The organism is Verrucomicrobiota bacterium (assembly GCA_034440155.1).
Lineage (GTDB): Bacteria > Verrucomicrobiota > Verrucomicrobiia > JAWXBN01 > JAWXBN01 > JAWXBN01.
On the sequence record JAWXBN010000010.1, the window covers coordinates 14995 to 32613 of the forward strand.

Here is a 17619-nt window from a genome sequence, read left to right on the forward strand (position 1 = left end):
TTATTTATTCGCCGTGGAAGGAGGAACAGGTGTGGCAGTCGGAGCATTTGACTGAGTGCGTTTTGCGAAAATCTGGATACCCCGGATGACATCCTTAGCCCTTTCGAGCTGGGAATCATTAACCTTCTTTTTCGCCGGAGCCGGGGAAGCGTCCACTGCGACGGTATCTTCTTCAAAGGAGGGCATGCGTGAGATGATAAGGTCGCGCTCTTCCTGCTCGGTAATCGGAACAATGATATCCGGGGTCACCCCGTTTTCATGGATCACCCGGCGGTTAGGCGTATAATATTTGGCAGTGGTCAGGCGGATGGCTGAACCATCCTCATTAGGGAGTACACTTTGGACAGATCCTTTACCGAAGCTCGTTTCACCGACAACAACAGCACGTTTGAGGTCCTGGAGGCATCCGGCCACGATTTCACTGGCACTAGCGCTGCCGCCATTAATCAGGATGGCCATGGGGTAATCATTATGTTTCTTGGTGCTTTTGGCCTTGTAAAGTTGTTTATTGGCTCCGTCACGACCTTCTGTCGAGACTACGGTTTGTTCGGTAGGGATAAACAAGCTACAAATATCCACGGCTTTATCCAAGAGGCCACCGGGGTTATTCCTCAGATCGAGAATAAGTCCTTGCATTCCCTGTTTTTCGAGAGTTTCAATAGCTTTATTAAATTCTTTGTCTGTGGGATCATTAAACTGGGTGACACGGATATAACCGATTTTATCATCGGATAAGGGGAACTCTTTTTTTCCGTTAATATCTTTGACGCTATCGACTTTGATGATTTCCCTTACTAATTCATAATCTTGTAATTCTTTGGATTTCGGGCGGTAGATTGTTAGGGTTACTTTATCACCGGGTTTACCACGGAGTTTTTTAACCACATCACCGAGGGGCATGTTGTCGGTTGTTTTTCCATCGACCTTCATGATTCTATCCCCAGAAATCAGGCCGGCACGTGCGCCTGGAGAATCCTCCATCGGACTGACGATGACGATGGCACTATCTTTAACACTGATGACTATCCCGAGTCCGATGAATTCGCCTTGTACAGATTCCCGCATATCCGAAAAAGAATCTGGGGTCATGAATTGACTATGGGGGTCAAGGGAGGAGAGCATGCCTTGCAAGGCCGAATAGATCAGATCCTGATATGTGACTTTATTTCCATCGACGTATCCCTGACGGACCGTTTCCAAAACCCGTGTAAAAAGCCTAATATTCGCATAACTATCATCTTTACTCGCGGAGTTATCCTCTACAGCACTGATTAAATTTAGCTTGAACCCCAAAAAGAGGTTAAGAACAGTGATTGCTATAATAGCACAAGTGATCCGGGAGATCTTCATGATGAATTTAACAAGTCACAATACCTTAAGATTCAATTAAATCCAGACTATTTCAGGAATATTTTACCTAAAAAAGAGGAATATCTTGGTGATGAGCCACATTTTGTGGAGTTTACCGAGAGACATATCCTTTTGGAAGATGGGAAAATTCTCTTTTTCAAGCTGTGTCAATAATTTATGATAAACAGCTCTCATTGATTCGGCAGCGACCATGGAGCGGCGATCTCCAGGGGCGAGATTGAGGGCGGCTTTTTGATAATAATCTTGAGCACGGTCGTATTGGAACCGGGCTAATTCAAAAAATGCTGGGGATTCTTTAAATGACAGGAGATCGGATTCGGGATAACCCAGGCGGTTTAATTCCTCCGAGGGGATGTAGATGCGTCCATTCAAAGCGTCTTTTTTGATATCCCGGAGGATATTGGTGAGTTGGAAGGCCAAGCCTAAGTCAATCGCGTATTGTTTTGCACTTTGGTTACGATAACCAAATATCTCGATACTTGTCAGCCCGACGACAGAAGCGACCCGGTAACAGTATTGGTAAAGCTCGTCAAAGGTGGTATAGCGGTGGACTGTTAAATCCATCTCGACCCCGTTAATTAATTCTTCAAAATAATCACGGGGGATAGTAGGGAAATCGTGGAGCATGGATTGGATATCTCGGCCCAGTGCGGTCTGAGCTTTCCCAGCGTAGCAATTTGCTATTTCACGGCGGCATTCATCAAGCTGTGCCTTTTTTGCATCGAGACTGACCTCGGGATCATCGGCGATATCGTCGACCACGCGGCAGAAAGCGTAATAAATCACCATACCCCGTTTGCGTTTTTCCGGCAGGAATGCAAAACAAAAAGCGAGGTTTGACCCGCTTTTACGGGTGATTTCAGAGGAGTTGAGTTCGAGGTAATTCACTTGGGGAGTCAGGTTAGGGGAAGCCATGGGAGGACGGAAGTTGAAAAAAAGTCAAAATAAGATTAGATTTATCTTGTTCATACACACAAACGACTGATAACAATATTAGGATATTATGCAAGCAACTCAACAAGCTTTTCAACAAGTCATGACAATGCTCTCCGACCAAGGACTGCCATTAACCAAAGCCCTCCGTATTTCTATCGAGGATGGTGGCTGTAGTGGACGCCAGTATGTGATGAAGATTGATGATCCCGGTGACTCAGATTTTGTCCTCACAAATAATGATGTGAAGATTATTATCGATCCCATTAGTCATGATCTGCTCAAAGACTGTATGGTTGATTACGTGGATACCCTCTCCGATAGTGGTTTTAAAATTCAGAATCCTCTGGCCAAAAGAAGTTGTGGGTGTGGTAAATCTTTTGAGGCGTAATCCCTGCTTTTTAGGGAGGATTTCTCTATAATTCCATTTTTCCAGCTTTTTTCAAGGCCAAGGAAAGTGGAAGTAAAATCGAGATAATACTCAGGAAGATCATTATTGTCATCCCGATGATTCGTAGTGTCGAATAGGAGTAGCCAGCGCCGTTTGTCATGGCCTTTCCGATGGCTTCCATTTGTGAGGGGATAGCAAGGGAGGCGATGCACACAATCACGTAAATAAAGGTGAGAACCAGGCAAAGTGTTCCCCCGAAACCCGAAACGATCTTTGCGGGGTTATCTTCTTTGAAATTTGGGTACAGGACTCCGAGCCCGACTGACAGGCTCGATAATGCTGCGGTCATCAGGATAATGACAAGGGTGAACTGGGCAATTTGCCATGTGGGAAGACGGAGCACAAAACAGGAGATCAAGGTTAATGTCACTACAATGAGGCCGCTGCCGATGACACTGGTCCAGAATTTTTGCCAGATGACCCCTTTGAGTCCGATGGGGGAGAGTCCCACCAACCAGAGACGGCGTCCTTCCAGGCTGAATTGAGGGAAAACAAACCGTGTGGTCAGGGTGCCCAAGGTCATTGAACAAGCGGCGAGATTCATGTGTGCAATAAAATTACTCCAGAATCCGGCCTGCACATCTAAACGCATTTTTTGGAGGTTAATGACATATATTCCCATAATCCCGAAAAAGACGGCAAATTGCAGCCATTGTTGCGGGTCACGGAAAAAGGTTTTTGCATCTTTCCAGAGGAGGGCAGAGGCCGGACGTCCCATAAAGGGTCGCACGATTGTCCGGACCAATGCTAGGGGGGTGAACCATGCATCTGCGTCTGGAGTGATTTTTCGGGAACGTGTAAAAAGACTCATCCCATAAGCGCGTGTATGGACTGTATTCCAAGCAGGGGCATAAAGTTTGGACAGGAAAGTAAAGGATAACATCTGAAAAAAAAGGGCGTTACTCAGCAGAAGCAGGAAATAATAAGTAACAGAGATAAAGGCCCCATCCAGAGCGGAGAGTAGTCCTCGTGACAACCAATAACTCGGCCAGAGCGGATGAGTCAGGAAGCGGGTATTATCCAGTAATTGGCTCATGATATTGGTTGTTTTAAGGGTGTCCTGGTCGAGTGTGGGTGCTGTAAAAGCATGATAAATAAAGGACAAAGATATGATGGCCAGCGTGGACAAAAATAGAGCCAAAAGCCATCTGTGCCGGGTCAGCCATACAAAGATAAACAGGGAAACGATCCCAAATACGCCACACAAGAAAACAAACGTAAGAAGGAAAAAAGGTAGAATTACATAATAGCCCCAAGTGGCGGAGTAAACATTTCCATAAGCAGCCATGAGTGGGATAATCAGGAAAATAAATGCCCAAGCTGCCAAGACCAATGCTTCGATCGACTTATAACGGAAAAGGACACGGTGATCGACGGGGTGGGGATAAAGCCAAATGGTTTCTTTATTCCGGAAAAGGGTCGTATAACCAATCACAGCCGTACTGATCACAAGCATGATCATAAGTGCTCCAAAAGTAATAAATACCATTCTTTCTAGAACGATGGTGCCGACGAGGGGAAATTGTTTATGAAGATAATTGAGTGAACGATATGCAAGAAAATAAGCTCCCGCCAGGTATAGAAGGCAAAAAGAGCTGATAACGCTGGCCATAAGCTTGGATGAATGGAAAAGCTCATGAATCTGGCGCGACACCAAAAACTTATTCGTCCTCATGAGGAGCTTGAAAAATAGGATTGTTTCCATGAATCACCCATAGCAAAGACCAATTCAGGATTATTTACAAAAACAATTAAAAAACTTTGTCACTTTTCAGATTTTCGGTTAAGTAAGGGGCCTATGTCAGCTGTAATTCATCGAAGGGATTTTTTCTCTTTTTGCACATCGCTAGACTTGAATAAGCGACGGATGCTTGGACAATTGTCCAAAGTCATACATTTCCCCCCTAATGTGCTTATCTTTAAGCAGAATGAACCCAGTGATGCATTGTATATTATTAATAAGGGTGTCGTCGAAGTTTATATCGAAAGCCAGGACGGAAAACGTAAACAATCCCTCGGGTACCTCTCCCGCGGTGACTGTCTGGGTGAAATCGGAATCCTCACCGGTGCGACCCGTTCCGGGAATGCCCGCACTTGTGAAGCTTGTAGCCTTCAATATTTTTCGGAGGAAAATTTTTATAAGATGATCGAGGTGGTCCCAAGCTTTTTCCATTATCTCTCGACACTTTTGGCTGAACGGCTCCGCAAGACTTCCCACATGGCTTTGATGAATAGTAACTGCTTGGAGCTGAGCGGAAACTTGGCAAATTTCGATCTGGTCACGCTTTTCCAAACGATCGAACACAGTTCAAAGACAGGTGAACTCAAGATTTTTGATGCAAACTCCAACGAGATGGGGAAATTCTTCTTCAGCAAAGGTACTCCAAACCATGCAAGGTTCGGTCGACTTACCGGGATCCAAGCGGTTTGGCAGCTTTTTCTCATGCCTGATTTAGAGGGGAATTTTGCTTTTTATGTTACGGATAGTTCTCTGGACCATGATGCAGTCATTGAGAACCAGTATTCTACGACAGAAATCCTGATGAATGCGCTCCAGATGCGTGATGAATTCCAAGAGATGTGTGCCCTCGATGAAGATTCAGAACAGCCATTTGTTCCCGTAGGGGAGAGTCTGAGTGTCGTAGATAAAAAATACGGGTTTGTCCAAGAAGCGATTTTTGCTTACATCAAAATTTCTCCCAAAACAGTTAAACAACTTTGTGACGAATTACTTTTTTGCCATTATTATATTTACTCCGCGGTACAGAGGCTGGTAGAGACTGGTCAAATCAAATAACTGACGATAAAATCGCTCCCACTTCCAAGAAAGGCAGGTATCCATGTCCCGTAAAGTCAAAGTAGCCGTAATGCAGACACATGCCTCACCTGATCCCCGGGATAATTTAAAACGCCATTTGGCCTTGGCAGAAAAAGCGGCTAAAGCGGGGGCGCAAATCATTTGTACCCAAGAGATGTTTACGACCCAGTATTTCTGCCAGGAGGAAAATCATAAATATTTTGAGTTTGCCGAAGGTATCCCTGACGGGCCGAGTACTAAAGCTTTTTGTGAACTGGCGGCTCAATACAAAGTCGTGATTGTCGCCGCCCTTTTTGAGAAACGGGCTGCTGGCGTGTATCATAATACCGCCGCTATTATTGATGCAGATGGCACCTATCTCGGGAAGTACCGCAAAATGCATATACCCGACGACCCACTTTTCTACGAGAAATTCTATTTCACCCCTGGGGATCTCGGATTCAAAGCTTGGCAAACAAAGTACGGTAAAATAGGGGTTCTGATTTGTTGGGATCAATGGTATCCAGAAGGGGCCCGCCTGACCGCTATGCAAGGGGCGGAAATTCTTTTTTACCCGACGGCGATCGGCTGGCACCCCAGCGAAAAAGCTCAGTATGGGAAAGCCCATCATTCTTCTTGGGAAACTATCCAGCGTTCCCATGCCATAGCAAATGGTTGTTATGTCGCAGCAGCAAATCGGATCGGCCACGAATATATCGAGGGTGTCGGTGGGGATGGGTTGGAGTTCTGGGGGCAAAGTTTTATTACTGATACCAGTGGACAGATTTTGCAGAAGGCGAGTATTGATCAAGAGGAAATCATCATTCAGGAGCTCGACCTGGATACAGTGGACACCGTCCGCACTCATTGGCCATTCCTCCGTGACCGTCGCATTGATGCCTACGGTGACCTGACAAAACGTTTAATTGATTAGATGATAGACGATATTTTGGTTTTTACTCATGAGTGAGTAGTCATGGAGGGGATATTCGCCAGCAAATTCCTACGAGTCTTTGTTGTTTTGCCGGAACAAATAAATTATTTGTTTGTTATAAAAGATCAGGCAATATGCTGATCTGTAATTTAAAGGGATTATTATGTCTGATGCAGTAGAGATCAAACAATTAACAAAAAAATTCAAGCTCGGATGGCGCAGGGGAACCATGACAGCCGTGTCGAATCTTGATTTGACTGTGTCTCAAGGTCAGGTATTTGGCCTATTAGGTCCGAATGGATCAGGCAAAAGCACGACAATTAAAATCCTACTTGGGTTAGTATCCCCGACGAGTGGGTCGGCGTCTATTTTTGGGCAACCTTGTCATAAGGTTGAGACACACCGATTAATCGGTTATTTACCGGAAAATCCCTATTTTTATCATTACCTGACTGGGTATGAGACTCTCCAGTTTTTTGGTAAATTAGCGGGATTATCCGGGAAGAAACTTAAAGACCGATGTCAAGAGCTCCTCGAGTTGGTCGGGCTGGCTGACGGCCGTCAAAAGAGGAGGTTGAGGGGATATTCCAAAGGAATGCTTCAACGGATCGGACTGGCCCAAGCCCTTATCCATGATCCGGAAATCCTCTTTTTAGATGAACCGACGGCGGGGGTCGATCCGGTGGGGTCACGGGAAATTAGGGATATGATTCTGACACTCAAGGAGCGTGGAAAAACAATCCTGCTTTGTTCCCATTTACTCGAACAGGTACAGGAGGTCTGTGACCATATCTGCGTACTCCATTCTGGAAAAAAGATTTTGGATGGAAAAATGGAGGATCTCGCACCGGTTCATAATCGGTATTCGATTACATTTGAGGGGATTACTCCCGAGAACCTTAAAAAGATCCAAGACCAAGTAGCCCTCTTAGGCGGGAATGTGTTGGAGACAGGGCATCCAAAGACAACCTTAGAGAAACTGTTTTTAGAAGCAGTGGAAAAAGCGGGGCCTTCTTATGAAAGCTGAAAAATCAAAATATCATTTATTAATGGTTTCCCCGATGAGAATCAGGGTGATTGCATTAAACACCATGACGGAGTTAATCCGGCAGAAGGTTTTAATCTTCCTCCTCCTTTTCTCCCTCGGTTTCATTTCTTCGGCAGTGATCTTCACCCAGTTCACATTTGAGGCCCAATTTAAATTTATTAAGGATTTTTGCCTGGGCGCAATGTCCCTCATGGGGATGATTTTGGCGATTGCAGGAACGGCATCCTTGATTCCGACAGAGCTTGATAACCGGACGATTTATACACTTTTGGCAAAGCCGGTTTTAAAACTTGAGTTTATCCTTGGAAAATATTTGGGGAGTGTCCTGATCCTTGTGATGGCCCTTGTCCTGATGAGTATCACATTTACGGGAGTTATTTTTTATAAGGAAAAGGAACTGGTGGGGGAATTGAGGCGAAATTATCAAGCGTCGGGGAGTCAAACCGCTGAGACACAAGCGTTTATCAGGTCAGAAGAGCAAAGGATATATAAACAGTCACGAGACCCGGAAGTCTTTAAGGCTATCCTGTTGATCTTTGTGAAAATAATATTAGTCGCAGCTATTACGATGGCCATTTCCAGTTTTTCAACGTCCATGATCTTCACTATCCTGATGAGTATTGTGGCAGTTACTATTTGCCACCTGCAATCGATTGCCCAACAAGCATGGGGAGGATCCATGGATATTGTAAAAAAGATGTTTGTCGGACTGGTCATTGTTATTTTTCCTGACCTGAATAAGTTTAATTTGGCAGATGAACTGGTGATGGGGAATTCTTTGCCATGGTCAGTGGCAATGACCACTTGCGCCTATGGTCTCGTGATGACGATTGCCTTCCTGATCGTCGCTTGGCTCTTTTTTGAATTCAGGGAGCTCTAATATAGATATCATTTTTCTATGACACTCACTGAAAGAATTTATCTGCGGAAAAAGTCATTTATTACAGGGGTGCTCCTTGTTATTATGTTTTTCTGCATAAAAATGTCCTTAGAAAATCGTCTAACAAAAGAATATCAGTCGTTGGGTTTTGGGAATATATCATCACTCCTGAGTGTCCGTGAGAAAATTAGCCAGTATATGTTCGTGGCTCTTATGGGGGGATTCCGGAATGTAGTAGCAAATCTCTTATGGATATCCGCCCATAACGATTGGGAAAACCATCTCTGGTTCAAACAAAAAGAGAAATACCACGTGGTTAATACGCTTCAGCCGAACTCGATCTATTTTTGGGATAATGCAGCGTGGCATTTTGCTTGGAATAGCTCCTATGCTGCCTCAGTGGATCCGATGGAACCTAAGGAAGCTGTCCGGAAGAAAAATCAAAAGGAGTGGTTTGATCTCGGGGAAGAAACCCTGAAGAAGGGGATCGAGCACAATTCCCAGAGTTGGGAGCTTTACTCCGGTATGGGTCGGTTACTCTCGGATAAGCAGAAAAGGCCATTAGAAGCGGCTGTGTATTACCAAAAAGCATCAGAATTACCCGATGGCCCACTTTATTTAAAGAGGCAAGTAGCTTTTAAGTTATTGGATGGGGGGAATGACCAGGAGGCCTACGAACTCATGAAAAAGCTGTGGTTGGAGGATCCTAATAACCAAGTGCCCACTTTCAAGAAGAGAATTCCGGAGTTGGAAGAAAAACTTAAGATTCCAAAGGGAAAAAGATTATTTGCGCAGTAACGCGTTATTGCTAGTATAAGGAAACGATGAGATACGCAATATTTGGGGATATACATGCCAATCTTGAAGCTTTAGAGGCCGTGATGGCTGATGCCAAGGCTTCCCGAGTCACCCATCATTGCTGCTTGGGTGATGTGGTGGGGTACAATGCCAATCCCCGCGAGTGCCTAGAAATCGTCAGGAATATGAATTGCCCTGTCGTCAAAGGTAACCATGACGAACAAGCCAGTAATGATGATGATTTTGAGGGGATCAACCCCTTGGCCAGTTTTGCCATGCAGTGGACAAGGGATCAACTAAACGCGGACGAGAAGCAATACCTGCGCGATTTAAAGATGGTTCGCCAAGTCGGTGCCTTTACCATTGTCCATGCCACCTTGGACACTCCCCACCGTTGGGGATATGTCTTTGACCAGCTTGCTGCCGCCGCGAGTTTCAGTTACCAGAATACTTCCCTCTGTTTTTTCGGTCATACCCATGTGCCTTTGGCATTCACCCGGGATATGTCCGTCCATGGTGGCCCTTATGATACAGTCCGTATGGAGCTTGGGAAAAAATATTTCATTAATGTCGGTAGTGTCGGACAACCCCGCGACGGTAATCCTAAAGCCTCCTATGCCATTTATGATACCGTGACGCAATTGGTCCAGCTAAGGCGTATTGATTATAATATCGAATTGACCCAGCAGAAGATCCTCGATGCGGGCTTGCCAAAGCGTTTAGCGGAAAGATTAACTGTGGGAAAATAGGTTAAAACCTGTTTTTGCCTGTCTAATCAATAGATTTCCCCGGAGAAATTCGTGAAGATTCTGATCATTAAACCGAGTTCATTCGGGGATATTATCCATGCTCTCCCGCTTGTTGATTCACTCAAAAAGAATCTTCCCAGTGCCCATATCCACTGGCTCACAAATACCGTTTATTCATCTTTTCTCAGGCATTGCCCCCTTGTAGATAGGACGCTTGATTTTGACCGTAAAAAGGCGAGTCCATTCCGTAATCCCGCACTCTTCACAAAGTTTCTATTCCGGACTATTCCATTTGAAGAATATGATCTGGTTATTGATATCCAGTGTTTACTCAGAAGCGGCCTTTTCACTTGGGCATCGAGGGGCAAACGCAAGCTGGGCCTCCAAGATGGACGGGAGGGGTGCAAATTGTTCTATCAGGATATTGTCCGGTGGTCCCCAGGAAAAATGCATGCCATCGACCGTTACTTGAAAGTCATTGACCATTTGGGGCTAAAACAAATGCCCGTTGAATACCCCCTAAAATTAACACCGGGTATTCCTGATAAACTTTTGGGCAAATTGCCCGGTGAATTTATCGTGATGAATCCTTTTTCACGCGGTGATTATAAACGCTGGCGTTTGAGTGGGTTCGCTGCGGTCATCAAACAGATGCCGGATGTGAAGTTTGTTTTGATCGGGGAAGAGTCCAGTCTCAGGGAAAGCCTTTCCCTTGAGTCGCCCAATGTCACGAATGTGGTCGGACAAACTGGACTCATTGAGCTAGCCAAAATCATCCAGGCGGGAAAATTACTCCTGACAAATGACTCAGGACCCATGCATTTGGCTGTGGCACTCGGGAAACCGTTGATTGCCCTTTTTGGTGCATCCGATCCTGTTTTGACGGGGCCTTATGGTTATCCACCGGAATCGGTCATCCGTTTTGAACCCGGTGAATCCCTAGCTGAATGTCCATCAGGTGGGATTAATGCCCATCGTACAGCATTTTCCGACCGGGTCGTCGAGGCTTTGCGTGCCCAGATCAATACCAAAATCGGGGCGTGACATTCTTCTCGGCAGTATTTTTGATTAACAAAATTTAAACAGGAGAAAATGAATCATGTTCGGAGAAATTAAGAATACACAAGGTGAAAAACTCGATTACATCTACCACAAGGGTGGTGAACTGAAGCAAATTGTTGTGATCGGCCATGGTGTCACAGGGAATAAAGACCGTCCCTTTGTTGTGGCTCTCGCTGAAGCTCTCGAAAAGTCAGGGGTGAATGTCTTGCGTTTCTCATTTAGTGGGAATGGCGACTCAGAAGGGAAATTTACGGACTCAACCATCTCCAAGGAGGTCGAGGACCTCGGGGCAGTTCTGGATACACTTTCAGGATACGAAATTCTTTATGTCGGGCATAGTATGGGAGGTGCGGTGGGAGTTTTGCGTACCAGCCAAGATAATAGGATTAATGCCTTAGTTTCCCTTTCCGGAATGGTGGATACGGCGGAATTCTATAAACGGGAATTTGGCATGCTCAAGGCGGGGGAAGGTTTTATGTGGGATGAGGAGACTTGTCCGCTTTCCCAAGCTTATGTCGATGACATGCTCCAAATCGGTAATGTCCTGGCACAAGGCGCCAAAATCAAAGTACCATGGCTCCTCGTCCACGGGACAGAAGATGATGTCGTCCCCATTAAGGATTCAGAAGACATTTTTGCAAAGGCTCATGAACCAAAGGAACTCTTTACGATCCCGGGTTCTAACCACGTTTTTTCAAATGAACACACAGCCCCGATGATCGAGAAGGTGGTTCCGTGGGTGAAAAAGCAATTTGCTCATTAATTTATTTTAATCGCGATGCGATATATAAAAAAGCCCCGCAATTTGCGGGGCTTTTTTTGTGCGAAAATGGGGTAGAGGATTTATTTGGAAATAATTCCATCCTTTGACATGCTGGAGACTAAAGTCCCGACGAGGGAATTTACCGTTGATTGGGATGCTTGGGGGTTGAATGATTGTGATTCCCCGGACCAGATCAGATTATTGTTTGCGGTGGAATAAATTTTTGTCGAAATATAGACCACTTTTATATTTTCAAAGTAGCCGGGGGTTTGCACCATTGTGTATTGGGTCATGACGTAAGGATACATACCGTAATAAACAGGTTGCATGTATGTGGCCCCCTGGACATATTCGGTTTTGTGTTCTTCTTTTTCTTTTGTCGTGACGATCACAGCCGAGTAGCGGTTAGCTTTAACTACCTTTTTAATATTTGATTCAGTGGGGGCTGCTCCATTCAGCGCTACATAACCTTGAGTCGCTGTGATGCCTCGTGAACGTAGGGAGTTCACAAAAGAGTCCTCAAACATCCTGGCCACAGTACTGTTATTACCCAGACCGATCACGAGGACGTTATTCAGCGCACCGCCGGCATAGCTGGGTGATTTCCAAGTCCCAGTCATTTCCGTATTCCCGCATGCGGAAATGAAAAATAGGCCTGCCAATAGAAAGAGTGTTAAGATTTTATTCATAACAAAGTTTCAGTTTAGTATCAGATTTTGTCAATGAATATTCAGAATCAGGGTTTCGGCTGTTTTGTGAGGAATGGGTTTTATTTCAGGTCAAACACCAAGGCTTCTCCTAAATCATCGGACTCAAAAGTAGCTAAAGACTCCTCTTCGAGGGTTGCTGCATCGCCGGCCTGGAGGCTGAGACCATTGATAGTGAGAGTACCCTTGGATACTTGCACCCATATCCCGCGCCCGGAAGCGATGGGTAACTTGAGACTTTCACCGGCTGCCGGTTTACACAGATAAATCCGAGCATCCTGCGCAATTTGCGCGGAATCTCCAGCCCCATCAGCGGAGACGATCAGAGTTAGGTTATCTTTTGCGGCAAATTGCGCGGGTTTCCATTCGGCATAACCCGGGGTGAGTCCGGTTTTCTCGGGATGAATCCAGATTTGGAGTAAATGGACGGGGTCTTGGTTGGATGCATTAAATTCACTGTGCCGGCTGCCGGTTCCCGCACTCATCGTTTGGATTTCACCGGGATGAATAATGCTGCCGTTACCCATGCTGTCATGATGCTGGAGTTGACCGGAAATGACGTAGGTGATGATTTCCATATCTCGATGGGGGTGGAGCGGAAAACCCATGGATGGCTGGACGATATCCTCATTGATCACGCGCAAACTGCGGTAACCCATGTCTGCCGGATCGTCATAATCAGCAAATGAGAATGAATGATAGGAATTCAGCCAACCGTGATCGGCATGGCCGCGTTCACGGGAGGATCTTTTGATCATCATATTTGTACCTTTCAGGAGTGCCCAGTGTCTCCACGGGCCCATAAAGGATATTCTGTTATTAGCCTCAGGCCGCCTTTTTAAAGTGGTGAGTAATCAGCGCGTCGATCGAGAAACGCCCGGGGCCTGTGATAAAAAGGGTCAGATAGATCGCCAGATAGACGAATGCTAATTCCCCGGTTTGTTCGCCGGAAAGGGCGAGTTTATGCACAACGATAAATGCGATCGCCATCGTCGCGATTAATTGGGTCAGGGCTAAACGACTGCAAAAACCAAGGATGAGCGCGGTAGAGCAGAGCAGTTCAGCAAAAACCGCCAAGGCCAAGCTTGTTTTTACATCCAGACCGAGTACTCCCATGAATTGGGGGTTGTCAGACAGGAGGTTTTGGAATTTTCCAAGCCCATGATTAAAGATCATGAGGAGGCCGATCCAGAGTCGGAGGAGGAGGATGCCAAAGTCGGCAAAGAGCAATTTGCGGCCTTCGGTCATCCAGTGTGCGTATTGGGCAAATAGTTTCATAGGGTTATTTTTGTATGGGGGTTTTTGAGTATGGGGGTTTTTGAGTATGGGGGTTTTGGTTTTACCAGTTCACTACCAGTGGGGCAATTTGCTGACGGGCTGTTTCGATAGCCTTATCTTTTCCGATATCCGGGACATTGATTCCTTCCGCATTGACGAAGGTAATATCCGTGACCCCGATGAAGCCGAAAACAGTCCGGATGTAGGGTTCTTGCTGGTCATAAACGGCAATGGGGGATTGAGCTGCATAAGCCCCACCACGTGCTGTCAAAACACACATCTTTTTACCAGCCGAGACAAGGCCTTGCCAACTGCTATTAAAGGTCCTTCCGATCCGGACAATCTGGTCGATGTAGGTCTTAAAAATCGAGGAAATTCCGAAATTATGCATCGGTACACTCATGACGTAATAGTCGGCGGCGAGGAATTCATCAATGAGGACATCAGAGATTTTCATGGCTTGGACAGCCTCGACGGATTCTTTTCCCGGTAAGTGATAAGCTCCCAATATCCAGGGAAGAGTGACATGTGGGGGGATCTCTTTGGCGAGATCACGGTAGACGATATTCACATCCGCATGGTTGGTCTTCCATGCGTCGATGAATTCATGGGCGATGGTGCGGGAGATCGAACGATCTCCGCGGGGACTTGAGTCAATGTGGAGGAGGGTTTTCATTATAAGGGCAGGACTTTGGGTTATTTTGGTTAAAAGCTTTATATCAAGTTAAAATAATGATTAGGGGATAGGGACTGAGGTGCCGAGTTTTTTGAGGAGGGACACCAGTGAGGATTTCTCTTCATCGGTGAGTCCTGAGACAGCCTTTTCCATACGTTGTTCGTGGGCGGAAAATGCTTGGACGATCAGGCGGTGCCCTTTATCAGTGAGATACACTAGTGTCTTGCGGGCGTCATCGGGGCATACAGTTCGCCGAACGAGTGAACGTTTTTCAAGCCTGTCAATCGATGTGGTGATGGATCCACTGGTTAAAAGTATTTTTTTGCCGATTGTATTCACCGGCAGCGCCCCTTTGTGTAATAAAACCTCGAGAACCCCGAAATCTGACAGGCAAAGGTCAAGGGCTTGGATGCTCTTGCGATCATAGGATTCCATGGCTCTAGAGGCTTTCCACAAGACTAACCAGAGATGAACTCCTTTGACGTTTTCTGTCACCATAGAATGACATTATCACGGATTACCTTGATGTCAAGACGATTATCGAATGTTTTCTCTATTTTTCTGTAATCGTGAGTCGTGGGTGGTATAGATTGATGACATTGAAACATCTTTTTAAACCACGCGAACAAACATTGGGTGAAGAAATTGCCAATAGCATTAGCCACGGGGTCGGGTTAGTGGCGGCATTGGTATTGGCGCCCATACTCATTATTTTCGCTTTTCAAAAAGGGAACTCACATACGGTTATCGCTGCGGGCATTTTTGCTGCGACTGTGATCCTGCTTTATTTGGCATCCACACTCTACCATGCCCTTCCGCATAAAAAGGCTAAAAAAGTTTTAAGAATCTTCGATCATAGTGCGATTTTCCTTTTGATTGCAGGCTCTTATACTCCTTTCACTGTGGGTTTATTAAAGGGGGTCTGGGGATGGACACTTTTTGGTGTCGTCTGGGGGCTGGCCATTGTGGGGATAGGCCTCAAAATCGGTTTTGGCACCCGGTACCCGAAGATATCAACGACGCTCTATTTATTGATGGGTTGGCTTGTGGTTTTTGCGATAAAACCTCTCTGGACACAGATGCCGAGGGAAGGGTTTTATTGGTTGGTCGCCGGCGGCTTAGCTTACACTTTGGGCGTTTTTTTCTTTGCGGCGGAACGGATCAGATATAACCATTTTATCTGGCACCTCTTTGTCTTGGCTGGGACCACTTGCCATTACGTCATGATCCTTTTTTACGTCTGAGGGTGCCATGAAAGGGGGCGGGGAGTCTCCGTATTCTGGAAAAAAATCGCAAATGGCCGTTTCTTCGGGCGGGCATACTCACTCACTCAAAAACACGTGGAGTGGGCACTTATATGACAGCATGTTGTTTGAGCTCCTCAAGGGTGACAAATTCAAGTGCAGAAATGTGCGTGGCTTCGAGGATGATTGCGGGGGCGGATCCGGCGTTATAAGCCTCAGCCCAGCGCGTGACGCATAGACACCATTTATCTCCGGCCTTTAATCCGGGGAATTGGTATTCGGGCATGGGGGTGCTCAGGTCATTCCCTTGTTGTGCTGAGAACTCAAGAAACTCATCATTCATGACGCAACAAACCGTGTGTAGTCCCAAATCCCCCGGCCCGGTATGGCAATAGCCGTCCCGGTAAAATCCGGTCATGGGTTCATAACAACAGGGAATCAGGGGTGTGCCGAGGACGTTTGATGCTTGGGTCATAAGATTTATAACTTAGCATAAAACTCCTCTCCTGCACAAAGATAGTTATCAAAAATGATAGGGAGTGAGTTGACCCATCTTCACGACTCCTTTGTTCCGGGGTCATTTGCTTTTGAGCCAATTCGGGGCCGAGCACTATAAACAATGGATTCTCGACTTTTTCCAGTCGGCAGCAAACTTATAGACGTGAACATTCTAGTACTTCGTCAACTCCCTGTTCCCGGGAACCTATTGATTTGAGGATTTTCCTGAGCAAATTGCTCTGTGGTGAACTCGCTTTACCTGACAGTGCCGGATTTGACATGGGAGGACACTCTCCCCACATAATCTCTGCCAATCGGTGAAATCTGGGGATAAAAAACTCGAATCTTGACACCTATAAAGGTATAGTTATTATACCACTATGGAGTTTGAGTTTAACTCGGAAAAGTCCGAGAAAAACAGAGTCAAACATGGCATTGATTTTCTCACCGCACAGGAGCTCTGGCAGGATGAGGCACGGCTTATCGTCCCGGCACGCTCCGCAGATGAGCCGCGTGAAGCGATCATTGCCACTTTGGGCAAAGCCTGTTGGACAGGGATTTATACGATTCGAAATGAGAAAATCAGAATCATGTCAGTAAGGAGATCAAGAGATGAAGAAAAACAAAACTACGATCAAGGCTGCTGAACTGGATCAGATCTTCGACGAGGGCGGCGATATCACCGCCTATCTCGATTTGTCCAGAGCTAAGCGTCCCGGACTAGAACAGAAACGGGTAAACGTGGATTTCCCCCAGTGGATCATTGATTCGCTGGACTTCCAAGCTTCACGGATGGGGGTCACCCGGCAGTCCATCATTAAAGTCTGGATTGCGGAACGGCTCAAAGAAGAAAATAAGCTGACTTTTAAAGGAAGATAGAGAATCCCGTCTCCAACAATCCCAGTGCACTTCAGATGATACAAAGAAAACAGCCGAACAAGGCAGTCGACTCAACGGCTACCCGTGTCTGGATTGTCTTCACGGTTTGGGCGGCTGCGGGTTGGCTCACGCTCGACGAGGCGCTGCTGGAGGACGCTTACTTTCCAGACGAGCGCACCGACGGCAGCCGTGCCTTTGTTCCACTCACTACTCTGGTCGGCGCTCGCCTCGACTCTATTCGACTCACTCCCGACTTGGCGGAGCTTTTGTTCACGCAGTCGGATTCGCCCCGCGCCTTGCGCGTCCAACACGATTCAAGCCATCTGCCCGTGCATCGCGGATCGAAGCAGCCGAAGCTTTTGTCACCGACCGAAGACTTGCGCGACGCAGTCATCGTTTCACAGAGAGGCACCTTATGGCTGAACGGTGAATCCCAAAGCCCGCAACGGCTGACTTTTAAAGGAATGGAGAGAACGGGGGATGTGGGAGTATCCTCCGTTCTTTGCATTCAGGGGTTGAACAACTCGGGGCACTTTTGCCATATGAGAACC

22 protein-coding genes are annotated in these 17619 nt (G+C 46.3%); 12 read left to right on the top strand and 10 right to left on the bottom strand.

Annotated features, from left to right (window positions below):
• Together SGI98_00840 and hpnD are read right to left on the bottom strand one after the other, a co-directional pair.
• Positions 1-1350 carry a S41 family peptidase gene (locus SGI98_00840; protein ID MDZ4741948.1) on the bottom strand — a complete coding sequence of 450 codons (1350 nt, stop codon included), beginning with the start codon at positions 1348-1350 and terminating at the stop codon, positions 1-3.
• 63 nt (positions 1351-1413) lie between these two features.
• Positions 1414-2286, bottom strand: a complete 873-nt coding sequence (gene hpnD, locus SGI98_00845; protein ID MDZ4741949.1) for a presqualene diphosphate synthase HpnD — start codon at positions 2284-2286, stop codon at positions 1414-1416.
• Between the two features lie 88 nt (positions 2287-2374).
• On the opposite strand from hpnD, the gene SGI98_00850 reads away from it, so the two are divergent.
• A complete protein-coding gene (locus SGI98_00850) occupies positions 2375-2695 on the top strand; it encodes an iron-sulfur cluster assembly accessory protein (GenBank protein ID MDZ4741950.1) in 321 nt (106 codons plus the stop codon).
• A 25-nt stretch (positions 2696-2720) separates the two neighbouring features.
• Here the strand turns inward: SGI98_00850 and SGI98_00855 are convergent, their stop codons facing one another.
• Positions 2721-4460, bottom strand: a complete 1740-nt coding sequence (locus tag SGI98_00855; GenBank protein ID MDZ4741951.1) for a hypothetical protein — start codon at positions 4458-4460, stop codon at positions 2721-2723.
• Between the two features lie 162 nt (positions 4461-4622).
• Here SGI98_00855 and SGI98_00860 point away from each other — a divergent pair, with 162 nt between their 5' ends.
• The 8 genes from SGI98_00860 to SGI98_00895 all read left to right on the top strand — a co-directional run bounded on the left by SGI98_00860 (position 4623) and on the right by SGI98_00895 (position 11786).
• Complete coding sequence (locus SGI98_00860) at positions 4623-5552, top strand: cyclic nucleotide-binding domain-containing protein (protein ID MDZ4741952.1); 930 nt, start codon at positions 4623-4625, stop codon at positions 5550-5552.
• A gap of 43 nt (positions 5553-5595) precedes the next feature.
• Positions 5596-6486, top strand: a complete 891-nt coding sequence (locus SGI98_00865) for a carbon-nitrogen hydrolase (GenBank protein MDZ4741953.1) — start codon at positions 5596-5598, stop codon at positions 6484-6486.
• A 163-nt stretch (positions 6487-6649) separates the two neighbouring features.
• Entirely contained in the window at positions 6650-7513 is an 864-nt protein-coding gene (locus SGI98_00870) for an ABC transporter ATP-binding protein (GenBank protein ID MDZ4741954.1), read from the top strand.
• Complete coding sequence (locus SGI98_00875) at positions 7503-8414, top strand: hypothetical protein (protein ID MDZ4741955.1); 912 nt, start codon at positions 7503-7505, stop codon at positions 8412-8414. The genes SGI98_00870 and SGI98_00875 overlap by 11 nt, the downstream gene beginning before the upstream one ends.
• Before the next feature lie 102 nt (positions 8415-8516).
• Positions 8517-9212 (top strand): hypothetical protein, encoded by a 696-nt coding sequence (locus SGI98_00880; GenBank protein ID MDZ4741956.1) that lies wholly within the window; start codon positions 8517-8519, stop codon positions 9210-9212.
• A gap of 26 nt (positions 9213-9238) precedes the next feature.
• Complete coding sequence (locus SGI98_00885) at positions 9239-9961, top strand: metallophosphoesterase family protein (GenBank protein ID MDZ4741957.1); 723 nt, start codon at positions 9239-9241, stop codon at positions 9959-9961.
• A 51-nt stretch (positions 9962-10012) separates the two neighbouring features.
• Positions 10013-11005, top strand: coding sequence for a glycosyltransferase family 9 protein (locus SGI98_00890; protein ID MDZ4741958.1), 993 nt, complete (start codon positions 10013-10015; stop codon positions 11003-11005).
• 55 nt (positions 11006-11060) lie between these two features.
• Positions 11061-11786: an alpha/beta fold hydrolase gene (locus SGI98_00895; protein MDZ4741959.1), complete on the top strand. Its 726-nt coding sequence runs from the start codon at positions 11061-11063 to the stop codon at positions 11784-11786.
• A gap of 80 nt (positions 11787-11866) precedes the next feature.
• Here the strand turns inward: SGI98_00895 and SGI98_00900 are convergent, their stop codons facing one another.
• The 5 genes from SGI98_00900 to SGI98_00920 all read right to left on the bottom strand — a co-directional run bounded on the left by SGI98_00900 (position 11867) and on the right by SGI98_00920 (position 14945).
• Positions 11867-12475: a hypothetical protein gene (locus SGI98_00900; GenBank protein MDZ4741960.1), complete on the bottom strand. Its 609-nt coding sequence runs from the start codon at positions 12473-12475 to the stop codon at positions 11867-11869.
• Positions 12476-12555: 80 nt separating this feature from the next.
• Positions 12556-13296, bottom strand: coding sequence for a pirin family protein (locus tag SGI98_00905; protein ID MDZ4741961.1), 741 nt, complete (start codon positions 13294-13296; stop codon positions 12556-12558).
• Between the two features lie 22 nt (positions 13297-13318).
• The gene (locus SGI98_00910; protein ID MDZ4741962.1) at positions 13319-13771 is read right to left on the bottom strand and encodes a DoxX family protein; all 453 of its coding nucleotides are present in this window, start codon (positions 13769-13771) and stop codon (positions 13319-13321) included.
• Between the two features lie 61 nt (positions 13772-13832).
• Positions 13833-14447, bottom strand: a complete 615-nt coding sequence (locus SGI98_00915) for an NAD(P)H-dependent oxidoreductase (GenBank protein MDZ4741963.1) — start codon at positions 14445-14447, stop codon at positions 13833-13835.
• A 60-nt stretch (positions 14448-14507) separates the two neighbouring features.
• Positions 14508-14945 carry a MarR family transcriptional regulator gene (locus tag SGI98_00920; protein ID MDZ4741964.1) on the bottom strand — a complete coding sequence of 146 codons (438 nt, stop codon included), beginning with the start codon at positions 14943-14945 and terminating at the stop codon, positions 14508-14510.
• A 95-nt stretch (positions 14946-15040) separates the two neighbouring features.
• Here SGI98_00920 and SGI98_00925 point away from each other — a divergent pair, with 95 nt between their 5' ends.
• Positions 15041-15691: a hemolysin III family protein gene (locus tag SGI98_00925; protein ID MDZ4741965.1), complete on the top strand. Its 651-nt coding sequence runs from the start codon at positions 15041-15043 to the stop codon at positions 15689-15691.
• Between the two features lie 109 nt (positions 15692-15800).
• Here SGI98_00925 and SGI98_00930 read toward each other — a convergent pair whose 3' ends face one another.
• Positions 15801-16166 (bottom strand): DUF2237 domain-containing protein, encoded by a 366-nt coding sequence (locus SGI98_00930; protein ID MDZ4741966.1) that lies wholly within the window; start codon positions 16164-16166, stop codon positions 15801-15803.
• A 403-nt stretch (positions 16167-16569) separates the two neighbouring features.
• Between SGI98_00930 and SGI98_00935 the strand changes: the two genes are divergently transcribed.
• A complete protein-coding gene (locus SGI98_00935) occupies positions 16570-16836 on the top strand; it encodes a BrnT family toxin (protein MDZ4741967.1) in 267 nt (88 codons plus the stop codon).
• Entirely contained in the window at positions 16823-17068 is a 246-nt protein-coding gene (locus SGI98_00940) for a CopG family transcriptional regulator (GenBank protein ID MDZ4741968.1), read from the top strand. The genes SGI98_00935 and SGI98_00940 overlap by 14 nt, the downstream gene beginning before the upstream one ends.
• Positions 17069-17139: 71 nt before the next feature.
• Here the strand turns inward: SGI98_00940 and SGI98_00945 are convergent, their stop codons facing one another.
• Entirely contained in the window at positions 17140-17379 is a 240-nt protein-coding gene (locus tag SGI98_00945; protein MDZ4741969.1) for a hypothetical protein, read from the bottom strand.
• Between the last annotated feature and the right edge of the window lie 240 nt (positions 17380-17619).